The sequence below is a fragment of the Tenacibaculum holothuriorum genome, from assembly GCF_002120225.1.
In the GTDB taxonomy this organism is placed as follows: domain Bacteria; phylum Bacteroidota; class Bacteroidia; order Flavobacteriales; family Flavobacteriaceae; genus Polaribacter; species Polaribacter holothuriorum.
In genome coordinates, this window is sequence record NZ_LAPZ01000002.1 from 113,148 (window position 1) to 128,077 (window position 14,930).

Sequence of the window (14,930 nt, forward strand, 5' to 3'; positions counted from 1 at the left end):
AAAGTTAAAAAGTTTTAAAGATTTCTTCGAGATTTATTTCTTTTCTAAATTCTACACTTCTTCTACTAAAATTTCTTCATCAACATAAACAAGTAGTTTTTTAGCAACAGCAAACCCTATGTCTTGTAATATCTTTTCGTACCCTAATAATTGTTGATGATATTTCTTTGAAGGTTTCCCTGTCTTATAATCAATAATTGTTAGTTCATTACTAGAGATCACCAATCTATCTGGAATTATAATTTGACCATCTACCGAAACTATTTCTCTTTCATTATATATTAGTACTTCGGAAGAAAAATATTGTTTCAACTTTGGGTGATTTACTATTTTTTGAATTATCAATGCTATCTCCTCTTTTTCTTTTGTTGAAATCTCTCCTTTATTTTGATATTCTTGAACAATAATCTCTATATCATCTTCAATAATAATTTTTGACATCATTTCGTGAATCAAGTTACCAAAAACTATAGCCTCACCTTGTTCTGTATCCCATAACTTAGAAGCACTTGCCAACATATTTATATTATGAGAATTCCACGATGTAGAAATAAATTTATCTTGTTCTATTGATGTTGATTCTTTCTCTTCTTTTACACTCACTCTTTTTTCGTCTCCAAAGACATATAGTAATTCAGCATCATTCCATACTCCTATTTCTTTTAGATAATTGATAAAAATACCTGAATAGAAATTCGTATTCTCTCCTGTCTTGGTCAATTTATATTCTGTAATGATATGTAATTGTTCTACTGGACGAGTTAAAGCCACATACAATAAATTGAAATTATCTAACTCTAATTCTTCTCGTTGTTTTTCATAAAGTGTTGATCCAGTTTTATTAATTAAAGCTATGTCTTTATTAAAAGGAAGCAGCATTTCATTAAAACCACTGTACGTTTCTGGTAAGTCTCCTAACCAAACTTTCGGATTTATTTGTCGGTAAATATCTAAATCGCATGGAAAAATAACCACAGGAAATTCTAATCCTTTCGATTTATGAATCGTCATTATTTGTACTGCATTCGAACTATCTGGAGCAACAATACTTAAGGTTTCTTTTTTATCGTTCCAATACTCTAAAAACTCTTGAATTCCTAGCCCTCTTCTCTGCTGATCTAACACTAAGTCTAAAAAAAACTGAATATAAGCATCGGAAGAATTTACCAAATTGAAACCTCTAATGATTTCTTCAACCTTTTCATATAATGGTAATTGATTAAAATGCAGAACATCAAAAGACACATTATATACATGAAGTTCTTTAAAAACTTGTAGTGGAAGTTTATTTATATGATTTGAAATAAAACTATGCCTGTCTTCTTCAATATTTAAATGTGAATGCAAAAAGTATAACACCTCTAACAAAGTTTCTCTGTCTTCTACTTGCTGTATCACTCGCATTACATTTACAATAAATGTAACCTTGATATTGTTTTGTAATAGTAAAGTTTCTGAAGAAACGATGTTTATTCCGTTTTCTGCTAAATAATTAGCTACTGCAACTCCATCTTTCTTTTTACGGACTAGTACACAAATTTCATTCAGTAAAAATTGTTCTTGAAGCTTCAGAACAGTTTCTAAAACTTTCTTCGGATATTTTTTTTGCTCTTCTTCTTTATCTTCTTCCTTTTTTAAAAAAGAGATTGAAACACATCCTCCTTTTTTATCATTTGTTTGTTGCTTATTTCCTTCAATAAAAAGATTCTTATAACTTTCATTCTGAAAAAACCTTGAAGTATTTTGAAAAAAAGCATTATTAAAATCGATAATTTCTGAATAACTTCTAAAATTTCGTTCTAGCTCTTTTACTTCTTTTATTACTTGAAACGGATTTTGAGATACATCTCCTTCTGAACCTAAATTGATGAATTGCTCTGCTTTTCCTCCTCGCCAACGATAAATAGCTTGTTTCCCATCTCCAACTAACAACAAATTACTGTTTTCTTGCGCTAAAGCATTGTCTATTAACGGAATTAAATTTTGCCACTGCAATACTGAAGTGTCTTGCATTTCGTCAATAAAATAATGCATAAAACGCTGCCCAATTCTTTCGTAAATAAATGGTGCAGGTTGATCTTTAATATTATCAGAAATCAGCTGATTAAATTCTGCATTCAATCGAAGATTATTATCTTCTTTTATATGAGTTAGCTCATTATTTATATTATTTAAAACCGCTAACGGAATAATACTTTTTAGCGTTAACTTATTCAATGTATAAACTCCAATAGTTTTTTCACACAACGTTTTTGAAGCTATATATAATTCTTTTAGCTTGTCATAAACATCGTCAATAGTAACCTTTGCTTCAGCACTTGCTTTAGCAGCATATAGCTTTTTATTTTCGTTGAAATTTTTATCTATTCTTCCTTCAAATTTTAAACTATCCGTTTTTAATGAATTAAAGGTTAATAGCTTTTGGAAGTGTTTTGGACATTCTCCGCTATAGGCAAAATCAGATACTTTTAGGTTATTATTTTCTAGTAATCCAAGAGCCTCTTCTCCTATTTTCTTAAAAGATTCATCAATCGTTTTGTTTGCCTGATAGATTTTTTCTTTTAAACTTAAAAATTCTTGTAATGATTTTTCCGAAAGACTTCGAAAGCGCAATGCATCTTCTTCATTCAATAAAATTCTAGAAAACTCATTTAACTCTCTTGAAATATCCCATGACTTATCATCATCAGCCTTATCTAAAGAAAAGTTTACTAATAGCTTGGTGATTTCTTTATCTGTTCCAACTTTTGAAATTAAAACATCTACCGCTTCTCCCAATAAAGAAACCGCATCCATTTCTACTTCAAAATTCAGTGATAACCCTAAATCATATGCAAAACTTTTGATGATTTTATGCGTAAAACTATCAATCGTAGTAATTGAAAATGCTGAATAATTTTGAAGTATCGCGTCTAAAATTTTCTTACTTCTTTCTTGTGCTACTATTCTATCAATTGATGTTTCTTGTAATACCAATTGTAAAATATCGGTAGTTTCTCCTTCTGCAATTGCATTGAGATTTTCTAACACACGCTCTTTCATTTCACCAGCAGCTTTGTTGGTAAACGTAATAGCCAGTATTTTTTGAAAACGAAAAATATCTTCAGATTGTAATAAAACCTTTAGATATTCTTTAACTAAGGTAAACGTTTTTCCGCTACCCGCCGAAGCGTTATAAACTTGAAAAGTGGATGGTTGTTGCACAGAATAAATTTGATGCAAAATACTGTATTTAGATTCAAGAGACAAGAATCTAAAAAATAGAAAAGCAGAATTTCTACAAAGAAACTCTGCTTTTATTTATTTCGACAAATTACTTTCTAACCTAGTCCGACGTCCAAGGTCATCATTACAATAAATCCTCCAATAAAACCCAATGTTGCTATATCGGTATATTTATCTCGTTGTGTTTCTGGAATCACTTCTTCTACCACTACAAAAATCATTGCTCCAGCAGCAAACGCTAAAGCGTACGGTAAAATTGGCGTAAAGAAAGAAACTGCTAATGCTCCTAATACAGCTGCAAATGGTTCTACAATTGCTGATAATTGTCCATACCAAAAACTCTTTCTTCTACTCACTCCTTGTCTACGCAAAGGCATTGCTACCGCAAATCCTTCAGGAAAATTCTGAATCCCAATTCCGATAGCTAAGGAAATTGCAGCAATAATCATTTCAGTTTGCTCTACCCCTACTAAAGTCGAAGCTGCTCCAAACAACACCCCAACAGCTAATCCTTCAGGAATATTGTGTAAGGTAATTGCTAATACCAATAATGTAGTTTTATGCCAATTTGTTTTCACTCCTTCTGCTTCATCTTCCTTAAAATTAATATGCAAGTGAGGTAGCCATTTGTCCATTCCAAATAATGCTAACGCTCCAAGCGCAAAACCAACTGCAGATGGAATTACTTTTACGAACCCTTCTCCTGGGCTATTATCAATTGCTGGTGATAGTAAACTCCAAAAACTTGCCGCTACCATTACTCCTCCCGTAAATCCTAACATACCATCTAACACAGCTCTGTTCATTTTCTTAAAAAAGAAAACCAACGATGCTCCTAAAGCAGTTAATCCCCATGTAAATATAGTAGCATATAAAGCTCCTTGAATTGGATGCTCTTTACAAAACTCCACTATTTGATCAAACAAACTCATTCTTTTATTTTATAATTTAAATTATTTGTTAGCTTTTTTGAATGTATAAATTACTTGCAATCTTTTGAGAGATTGATATTTCTTTATCATCCAATTTTATTTGTAGCGAACCATCAAAAGGCTCAATATTTATTACCTTAATTTTCTTTCCTAAGGCGATTTGTTGTTTGTCTAAAAACTGTAAAAATTCTGAAGAACTATCTTCAACTCCCACACAAATTCCTTCTTCATTAATTCCTAAAGTAGACAATAAGCTTTTTTCTATAATATGTAAGTTCCCTTCTTTATCTGGAATTGGATCTCCATGCGGATCTCTTTTAGGAAAACCTAAAAAAGCATCTAACTCATCAATTAATTTTGGTGACTTAATATGTTCTAATTGTTCAGCAACCTCATGTACTTCATCCCAAAAAAAGTTTAGTTTTTCTACCAAAAAAACTTCCCATAAACGATGTTTCCGAATAATGCCTATCGCGGTTTTTTTACCGAACTCAGTTAAAGTCACCCCCTGGTACTTCTTATAAACCACCACTTCCTTTTCAGAAAGTTTCTTTATCATATCTGTTACAGAAGAAGCTTTTGTTGCTAACTTTTTAGCAATAGCATTCGTGCTAATTCCTTTAGCCACCTCTCTTTCTAAATGATAAATTGCTTTTATATAATTTTCTTCTGACTGACTAAACATCTTTTATTTTTAGACAAGCAAACTTACAAAATTTGTTTCATATAAATAAATTTTTAGTCTTGTCTAAAAATTTATTTACCTTTGTAAAAAATAAAATAATCTTTATATATTATTGCAACTTAGTTGCGATAATATATATTTGTCAGAAAACTTCAAATAATGAGAAAGCAACTAGCTATTTTCACATTTTTATTATTACAAATAACTTATTCTACTTTTAGTCAAACTATCTCTGGAAAAGTCACCTCAAATAACGAACCTGTTCCATTTGCTTTTGTGTATATAAAAGGTGGAACCGATGGATCAACTACCAATGAAGAAGGGGATTATGAGCTAAACATCTCTTCAGGTAAAATTACTATTGAAGTTAGCTCGCAAGGATTTAGAAAAACATCTAAAGAAATTATCGCGAAAGCCGATGAAAAAATCAAACTAAACTTTGAGCTATTCGAAGATGTTTTAGGCTTAGACGAAGTTGTAATTAGCGCAACAAGAAACAGAGTAGAACGTAAAGAAACTCCCGTAGTAGTTTCCACTATAAAACCAAGATTATTAACAGCAACACAATCTGCTTCTATGGCAGACGGATTAAATTATGCTCCTGGTGTTCGCGTGGAAACCAATTGTCAAAATTGTGGATTCACACAAGTTCGTTTAAATGGATTAGACGGTGGTTATACTCAAGTTTTATTAAATAGCAGACCTGTTTTCACTTCCTTAATTGGTGTATATGGTTTGGAGCAAATTCCAACAAATATTATAGAACGCATTGAAGTTGTTCGTAGCGGAGGTTCTGCTTTATATGGTTCAAGCGCTATTGCAGGTACTGTTAACGTTATTACCAAAGACCCAGTTTTAAACACTTGGGAAATTGGCTCAAACTTTGCTTTTGTTGATGGTAAAACTCTTGACAGAACTCTAACTTTCAACACCTCAGTAGTAGCTGATGATTTAAAAAGCGGAATCTCGTTATTTGGAATGAACAGAAACAGAGAAAGTTTTGATGCTAACGGAGATGGTTTTACCGAACTAGTAAAATTAAAAAATACAACTGTTGGTGCTAAAGCCTTTGTAAAGCCAACTGAGAAAAGTAGAATTTCGGTAAACTTAAATTCTATTAAAGAATACAGACGCGGCGGAAACAAATTAAACCTTGCTCCTCAATTTACTGACATTACTGAAGAATTAGACCACGATACATTTATTGGTGGTGCAGACTATGAAGTGTATAGCAAAGATGATTCTAGTAAATTTCAAATTTACACTTCTGCTTCGTACACAGATAGAGGTAGTTATTATGGTGGACTCGGTGGTGGAAGAACCAAACAAGATAGCGTCATAGCTAACAATGCTTTTGGCACCACTAAAGATTTAGCTTGGATAAATGGTTTACAATACACAAAATCATTTAAAAACAAAGACATTTTAACTGTTGGAGCAGAATACAACTATACTTCAACCGAAGATAAAATAGAAGGTTACAACCGTTTAGTTGATCAATCTGTAAAATCATTAGGTATTTACGGGCAATATGAATGGAAACCTTCTGAAAAATTTACTGCTTTAATTGGAGCACGTTTAGACAATGTGAATGTAGACGGAAGTTACACAATCGGTACAATTGCAAGAAATGCCGATGTAAGTCAAACGACTTTATCTCCAAGATTAACGATTTCTTATCAATTTACGGATGCCTTAAAGTTTAGAGGGGGTTACGCAAGAGGTTTTAGAGCACCGCAAGCATTTAATGAAGATGTTCATATTTCTAGTGTAGGTGGTGAACCTCAATTTGTAATTCTTTCGGAAAATTTAAAAACAGAGTTTTCTAATGCTTATACAGGTTCATTAAACTATTCTAAAAACATTAATTTATTACAGTTAGATTTCTTGCTTGAAGGTTTCTATACCACATTAGAAAATCCTTTTACATTAGTAAGTACTGGTTCAACATTACCGAATGGTTCTATTGTTGAAGAAGTAAGAAATGGTTCTGGAGCAAAAGTTTATGGAGCTAATTTTGAATTTGGGATTTCTCCAAATCCGAAGTGGCAATTCCAATTAGGAGGAACACTGCAAACATCTAAATACGACGAGCCTCAGGTTTTATTTGAAACTGATGGAACTCCAGGAGAATCTGACGTTATAGTAAATGAATTTGTTAGAAACCCTAATTTTTACGGCTACCTAAATACTGCATGGATTCCAAGTGAAAAATTCAATGTTGATCTTACGGGAACATATACTGGTGGAATGACCGTTCCTAGAGTAATTAGCGACACTGGATTTCTACAATTAAACGAAGTAGGGAGCTTTTTTGACTTGAATTTAAAACTAGAATCTCATATCGATTTTAATGATAACTTTATGACAACCATTTCTTTGGGTGTAAAAAACATGTTTAATGCTTATCAGGACGATTTTGACACTGGAGCAACAAGAGATTCAGATTACATTTATGGTCCAAGTGCACCAAGAACATTTTTTATTGGTATAAAATTTGGTAAATTTCATTAGATGAAACCTTTTAAAGCGAACATATTATTTCTTTTTTTCTTCGGAAATTTTGCCTTTACAACTATTGCACAGCAAAAACAAAAAGTTAATTGGATTTCCTTTGAACAATTAGACGATTCTTTGGCAGTAAAACCTAAGAAAGTATTCATTTCGTTTTATGCAGATTGGTGTGTTTATTGTAAAAAAATGGATAAGGTAACTTTTAAAAACCCAGATGTAATCAGTGTTTTAAATTCAGAATATTACGCTGTTAAAATGGATTCTGAAACCCAAAAAACTATAGCGTTTGAAGGAAGAACATATACCAATAAACAAATAGGCAAGAGTAGAAATCCAACACACCAAATCCCGTTGTTATTGGCTTCCAGAAAAAACAGAACATTTTCACTACCCGCAACAGTGATTTTAGACAAAACCTTTAAAGTTACGCAACGTCACTTTGAATATTTATCTTCAAAAAAAATGTTGAAAATTTTAAAAAAATAAAACCTCAACATCTAGTTATAGAAATTGTATCTATTTTAAGCTTTTCAGAATTCATTAATGGTTTTCATCATATTAAAGTTCCTTTTCCACTATTAACTTTAATCTCTTTAAACCAAAGCTTAAACACTATAAAACAACAACTAACACGCACTCAATTAACATAAAGTAAACATTGTAATTCTTTGCTTAACACTAAGAAAACACTCTAATAAATTAAGAATAACTTAGCTCTAACATTAGCTTTACAAAGTAATTTGATTTTTGTCACGAATTTAAACAGGAACTCAAATTACAGTAATGAAACAATTATTTTTAATTACTTTTTTATTTATAAGCAGCTTCATATTAGCTCAAAATAAAGGTACAGTTACAGGAATCGTTACCGATAAAGAATTAGACAACGAACCTTTACCTTTTGCCAATGTTTTTATAAAAGGAACTACTATTGGAGGTACAACCGATATGGACGGTAAATATACCTTAGCTGTTCCAGCAGGAACTCACACTATTGTATTTAGTTTTGTGGGTTATCAAACTGTAGAAAAAGCTATCACTGTTACTTCTTCTCAAACACTAACAATAAATCAAGCAATGGGAGCTAACCAAGGTGTAGCCCTAGATGAAGTAGAAATTAAAGCTACTACAAGCAAAGAAAAATCAAGCGCTTTATTACTAGAGCAAAAGAAAGCTACAGTAATTAAAGAAAGTATTGGAGCCGAAGAATTAGCTAAAAAAGGAGTTAGCGATGCAGCTGGAGCAGTAGCAAAAATATCAGGAGTTTCTAAACAAGAAGGCTCAAGCAATGTTTATGTTCGTGGTTTAGGTGACAGATATCTAAACACTACCATGAATGGTTTAACACTACCATCTAATGATGTTAATAAAAAGAATATTGATTTAAATCTATTTCCTTCAGACATTATTCAAAATGTATCAATCAGTAAAACTTATGGCGCTAATTTCTATGGTGACTTTTCTGCTGGTAACGTAAACATAACTTCTAAAGAATACAAAGGAGATGGATTTTTCGACGCTTTTATTTCTACTGGAATAAACTCTAGAGCTGCTGATAAAACCTTTTTAAAGAGTGAAGGCACTGGTCACGTAGGTTTTTATAGAAGATATGAACACAACCCATATGCAGTTATATTATCTCATGGGGTAGACCCAGAAAAAGGAGGCCAACCAATTAACTTAGGTGTTGGGATTGTTGGAGGAAAATCATTTGATTTTAAAGATGATTCTAGATTAAGTCTTTTTTTCACAGCTTCATTTGAAAACAATTACGAATACAGAAAAGGGCAAGCTTTAGATTTCGGTACAGTTATCAACAAAATATTCCCAAATGCCGAAGAGTTTGAGTATTCTACATTAACCACTGTAATGGGAAATGCCTATTATAAAATTAACCAAAACAACAATATAAAATACACATCATTATTTATTAATAGTTCAAAAGACCAAGTTGGAAATTACTTAACTCCTGTTGGAGGCTTTAGAAATGCCCCTAATGATGAAAGCTTGTTTCAAAGAAACATTCAATTCAATCAAGATTTAATTTTCGTAAACCAACTTTTAGGTAACCATACATTAAATGATGATTGGAAATTAAACTGGGGAGTTGGTTTAAACAATGTATTTGCTCACGAACCAGATAGGAAAAGAATTAGTGTTTTAAACTATGAAAACTTGTTAGACAACGACCCAAACACTAATGCTGTTTTCTGGAACAACAATCGCTTCGATAACCAACGTTATTTTCAAAAAATTAGAGATGTTGAGTTCAGTAATTTCATAACAGCTTCTAACTCAATTTCAGAAAATATTAAATTAAACTTCGGTTACAATGCACGTTTAAAGCGCCGTAAGTTTGAAAATATTCGATATGGTTACGATATGTTTAGCAACCCAACAATTACTGACATTAACAACCTAAACTCTATTATTAATACTCAAAATTTAGGTACTGTATTTAACACTTTTGTTTTCAGACCAATTAATCCATCTATTGGATTAAACCAAACTAATTTACCTGGATTATTAGAAAACACTTATACTGGTGATTTATCGGTTATTGCTGGTTTTGTTGATGCACAAATTACACTTAACGATAAATGGACATTTATCCCTGGATTAAGAGTAGAAAACGTTAATCAAAAAATTAATTGGGATGCTATCAACCTTCCACCTAATGAAAACCCAGGAAAAAGAGAAGTTAAAGAAACCTTATTCTTACCAAGTTTAAATGTTAAATATGCTTTAAACGATGATCAAAACCTACGTTTCTCTTTCAGTAAAACAGTTTCTTTTCCTGAATTTAAAGAAATGGCTCCTTTTGTATATGAAGGAGTAACACAAAGAATTGGTGGTAATCCAGATGTACTTGGAGGTAACGGTGGAGCAACTTACTCAGACATCTTCAATATCGATTTAAAATATGAATGGTTTATGAGCAGAGGAGAATTATTAGCTCTTTCAGTTTTCGGAAAACAAATAAACAACCCTATAAACTTAGTTACTGCAAACGATGCTACTGGTACAAAAAGATACTTTAGAACTGGTGATAAAGCTCGTGTCTTAGGAGTTGAATTAGAAGCAAGAAAAGATTTAATTAAAAATGAAGATGAAGAAACGATTCTTTCTGCAAACTTAAACGCTTCTTATATGCATACTGAACAAGATTTAAAAAGTTCATCAGGAATTTATACGACAACACTTAACAGAACAGATAAATTACAAGGAGCTTCACCTTATTTAGTTAATGCCAGCATTAATTATAGTCCGTTACATTTCAAAAACTATAAACCAACTGCTAACCTAGTTTTCTCTTATTTTTCTGACAGAATAGATGCTTTAGGCTCTGGACAATTAGGCAATAATATTGAAAAAAGCGTATCGACTTTAGATTTTGTAATGAAAAATAAGATTGGAGAAAAATTTGAAGTAAACTTTAGCGCAAAAAATATTTTAGACCCAAATATTACTATAGTTAGAGAAATGCAAAATACAACTGATCTTATTTTGTCTCAATACAAAAGAGGCATCAATTTAAACTTACAATTCAAATATAATTTTTAAAAAATAACACCTTAAACAATACTAAAAATGAAAAAGCAATTTTTAATTTTATCTTTAATCACCTTATTCTTTGCTTCTTGCGGAAGCGACGATACTCAAGACATTGTTATTAACATAGATGGAAGTGGAGGAAACAACAACAATGGAGCACAACGAATCTCTGGAACTTACACTACAGATTTAACATTACAAGCAAATAAAGAATATCTATTAAACGGTTCTTTAATCATGGCAGCTGGTACCACTTTAACCATTCAACAAGGTGTTACCGTAAAAGCTTTAGCTGCTGGTTCAGATGTGTATATTGCAATATCTCAAGGAGCAAAAATTGATGCTCAAGGAACATCATCAAGTCCAATTGTATTTACATCAAATGCTTCAACACCTAAAGCAGGAGATTGGGGAGGTTTAATCATTTTAGGAAAAGCTCCTATAAACTCAGTATCTGGAGGAACAGCAACATCTACTTCAGAAATTGCTAGCTTACCATATGGGGGTAATATTGCCAATGATAATTCGGGAACTTTAAAGTATGTTCGAGTTGAATATTCTGGTGGTTCTGCAGATGGTCAATCTGAAAACAATGGATTTTCTTTCTATGGAGTTGGAAACGGAACTACTGTAGAATACATTCAAATGTTTGAAGGAAAAGACGACGGGATTGAATTTTTTGGAGGAACAGTAAACGTGAGCTATGTATCTGTTGTAAATGCTCAAGACGACTCAATCGATTGGACTGAAGGATATACTGGAACAATAAAAGATGCTTATGTTAAACATGGAGCAGATCATGACAAAGGGATTGAAGCTGATGGGTATAATACAGACATAGGTAATAATTCAAACCCAATATTTTTCTCTAAGCCTACAGTAACAAACTTAACCATTATTGGATTAGGTTCTAATTCAGATAATGAAGCTGTACGTTTAAGAGCTGGAACTCAAGGTATATTTGACAATATCTTAATTAAAGGTTTCAAAGAAGGTTTCGATATCGATGGTAACAACACTGCTAACCCAACTGCAACTGGAGTTTTATCTGACGACTTACAAGCTACTAATGTAAAGCTAGATGACGTTACAACAAAAGTTAAAAAAGAATCTGGAGTATCTTACACAGATGCAGATTTCTTAACTGAAAATGCGAATGCTACTGGAACTGAATACGCTACTTGGGGAGCAAATTGGACAAGACAATAAGCAGTTTATAAATTAATTTTTAAAAGCATCTTATAAAATTATTAGATGCTTTTTTGTTTTCATAAGTAATCAACCGTAAACTTTTACGACTTAAAAAACTACAAAAACTACACACTTATGAAAAAATTATCCTTATCACTACTTTTTAGCGTTTCATTCTTGTTGTTTTACAGTTGTTCTACAAGCGAAACAATAGAACCAACTCCAGACCCTGATAATGGAAATGGCAACGGAAATGCAAAAACCACTTATGTAGCAAACGTAAAAACTATTATAGATAATAGTTGTGCTACTGCCAGTTGTCACGATGCAACAAATCCTACAGCAGGCTTACCTTTAACCAACTATACTCAAGTTAAAAATGCAGCTCAAAACGGAAATTTAATTGCTAGAATGAATAGTACCGCTAATCCAATGCCTCAATCAGGACTATTACCCACTGCTACTAGAGCAATTATTGATAAATGGAAAACTGATGGTTTTTTAGAAAATTAATAACATAGCTTCGATTTATTCGAAGCTTTTTTGTTACACAACCCTATGTGTAAACTTTTAAATAAAAAAACTACCTTTGCAGCGAATTTGAGTTATGGTAAAAATAGACAACATAGAACTTCCTGATTTTCCGCTATTATTAGCACCAATGGAAGACGTTAGCGACCCTCCTTTTAGAGCGTTATGTAAAGAAAATGGTGCCGATGTGGTATATACTGAATTTATTTCTTCTGAAGGATTAATTCGTGACGCCGCAAAAAGTGTTATCAAATTAGATATATACGAGCAAGAACGTCCTGTTGGAATTCAAATATTTGGAGCCAACTTAGATTCTATGTTGAAATCGGTAGAAATTGTTGAAAAAACAAATCCAGATATTATCGATATCAATTTTGGATGTCCTGTAAAAAAAGTAGTTTCTAAAGGAGCTGGAGCAGGAATCTTAAAAGATATCGACTTAATGGTTAAGCTTACCGAAGCTATGGTTAAGCACACCAAATTACCAATTACTGTTAAAACTCGTTTAGGTTGGGATCATAACAGTATTCGCATTGTTGAAGTAGCAGAACGTTTACAAGATGTAGGCTGCAAAGCTATTTCTATTCACGGTCGCACAAGAGCTCAAATGTATAAAGGAAATGCCGACTGGAAACCAATTGCTGATGTTAAAAACAATCCAAGAATGCACATTCCTGTTTTTGGAAATGGAGATGTAGACACACCAGAAAAGGCAATGGAAATGCGTAATAAATACGGATTAGATGGTGCTATGATCGGTAGAGCTTCAATCGGATATCCTTGGTTTTTTAACGAAGTAAAGCATTACTTTAAAACAGGTGAAAAACTTCAAAAACCAACTATTGCTGAACGTGTAAATATAGCACGTCGTCATTTAGAAATGTCAATCGACTGGAAAGGTGAACATTTAGGAGTTGTTGAAACAAGAAGACATTATACAAACTATTTTAAAGGCATTCCTCATTTTAAAGAGTATCGTTTAAAGTTAGTTACTTCAGACGATCCAAAAGATGTTTTTGCTGCTTTTAATGAAATTGAAGCTAAATTTGGTAATAGCTTAATTCCTGAAATAGGATAGTAGTTTATTTTTCTATAAAATTTATTGAAATTCTTGAACTTGCAATTTTAGATGCAATGTAACCTAGTACGATTAATGTTCCTGTAACCACAAGCACATTAAAAAATCTAAACTCTACAGGGTACGGAAGATCTACTGCAATTTTAAACCACCCAAATTTTAATTGGAGTAATACTGCTATTATTCCTATGAACAAACCAACCAACATTCCAACAACACTCAACAAAAAACCTTGAAGCACAAATATTTTTTTGATATCTTTTAATGTTGTGCCTAAATTATAAAGCGTTTTTAGGTTTTGTTTTTTATCAATAATCATCATAATTATTGACCCAATTACATTAAACAATGCTATAATTACAATAAGTGTAAATATTAAATACGATATAAAATTTTCTGTATTTACAACTTTAAAGTATAATGCATTTAACTGTGCTCTAGTTTTTACAGTAAACTTATCTCCTAGTTTTTGTTGTAATGAATTAGTAAAATTATCAGCATCTATGCCTTCTTTCAATTTAAGCTCTATGGCGGTAACTTGATTTTCCTTATACTTTAAAAGTTCTTGTGCTAATTCAAGATTTGTAAACACAAATTTGTTTTGAAATTCATCTGAACCTTGATACAAACCAAGAATTTGAGTATTCACTGATCGATAAGCACTTGCAGGATTTATAAATCCCTTTCCTGGTTTTGGAACTAAAATTTGTAATGGTTCGCCATAATTTAGAACTCCAACCGATAATTTATAGGAAAGTCCTCTACCCAAAACCACTGCATTAGAAAACTCTTTATCTAACCAAGTTCCAACACGCAAAGTAGAATCAATAGGAACTACTTCATTATAAAAAGTATCTACTCCTTTTATTTCTGCTATTTGTTGTTTGTCTTTATAACGTAGAAAAACGCGTTCTTCTATAACTTTAGAAGCTGCTACAACATCTTTATTATTAAAAACAACTTGTAAACTATCGGTAACAAAAAATGATTTTCCTTTTGAAGCAGTGATTTTTACATCTGGGTCAGAATTTTCTAACAATGATGCGCTAAACGTTTGTAATCCAGAAAAGCCAGATAATACAATAAACAATGCTAGAGAGCCTACTACAACTCCAAACATAGCTATCATGGTAATTATATTGATAGCATTCGTACTGCTTTTAGAAAACAGGTAACGTTTAGCTATGTATAAAGGAAAATTCAATAGTTAATGAATAAG

Annotated in this window: 10 protein-coding genes; 6 read left to right on the forward strand and 4 right to left on the reverse strand. The window is 31.9% G+C overall.

Translation table 11 applies throughout. The features are described from left to right. Positions 1-51 precede the first annotated feature (51 nt). From WH52_RS03335 to WH52_RS03345, 3 genes are all read right to left on the reverse strand, one after another. Complete coding sequence (locus WH52_RS03335; RefSeq protein WP_233131512.1) at positions 52-3,222, reverse strand: UvrD-helicase domain-containing protein; 3,171 nt, start codon at positions 3,220-3,222, stop codon at positions 52-54. A gap of 98 nt (positions 3,223-3,320) precedes the next feature. Then, entirely contained in the window at positions 3,321-4,157 is an 837-nt protein-coding gene (locus WH52_RS03340; RefSeq protein WP_198938367.1) for a ZIP family metal transporter, read from the reverse strand. A gap of 28 nt (positions 4,158-4,185) precedes the next feature. Further along, positions 4,186-4,842, reverse strand: coding sequence for a metal-dependent transcriptional regulator (locus WH52_RS03345; RefSeq protein WP_086029522.1), 657 nt, complete (start codon positions 4,840-4,842; stop codon positions 4,186-4,188). Positions 4,843-5,001: 159 nt separating this feature from the next. Here WH52_RS03345 and WH52_RS03350 point away from each other — a divergent pair, with 159 nt between their 5' ends. From WH52_RS03350 to dusB, 6 genes are all read left to right on the forward strand, one after another. Next, on the forward strand, positions 5,002-7,356 hold the full coding sequence (locus WH52_RS03350; protein ID WP_086029523.1) for a TonB-dependent receptor: 2,355 nt from the start codon (positions 5,002-5,004) through the stop codon (positions 7,354-7,356). Continuing rightward, positions 7,357-7,842, forward strand: a complete 486-nt coding sequence (locus tag WH52_RS03355; RefSeq protein WP_086029524.1) for a thioredoxin family protein — start codon at positions 7,357-7,359, stop codon at positions 7,840-7,842. Positions 7,843-8,139: 297 nt separating this feature from the next. Beyond that, a complete protein-coding gene (locus WH52_RS03360; protein WP_086029525.1) occupies positions 8,140-10,920 on the forward strand; it encodes a TonB-dependent receptor in 2,781 nt (926 codons plus the stop codon). A gap of 27 nt (positions 10,921-10,947) precedes the next feature. Then, complete coding sequence (locus WH52_RS03365; protein WP_086029526.1) at positions 10,948-12,120, forward strand: multidrug transporter; 1,173 nt, start codon at positions 10,948-10,950, stop codon at positions 12,118-12,120. 117 nt (positions 12,121-12,237) lie between these two features. Next, complete coding sequence (locus tag WH52_RS03370) at positions 12,238-12,615, forward strand: hypothetical protein (protein WP_143592035.1); 378 nt, start codon at positions 12,238-12,240, stop codon at positions 12,613-12,615. Positions 12,616-12,709: 94 nt separating this feature from the next. Then, positions 12,710-13,711: a tRNA dihydrouridine synthase DusB gene (dusB, locus tag WH52_RS03375; protein ID WP_086029528.1), complete on the forward strand. Its 1,002-nt coding sequence runs from the start codon at positions 12,710-12,712 to the stop codon at positions 13,709-13,711. Between the two features lie 4 nt (positions 13,712-13,715). Here dusB and WH52_RS03380 read toward each other — a convergent pair whose 3' ends face one another. Next, positions 13,716-14,915 (reverse strand): ABC transporter permease, encoded by a 1,200-nt coding sequence (locus WH52_RS03380; RefSeq protein ID WP_086029529.1) that lies wholly within the window; start codon positions 14,913-14,915, stop codon positions 13,716-13,718. Positions 14,916-14,930: the final 15 nt, after the last annotated feature.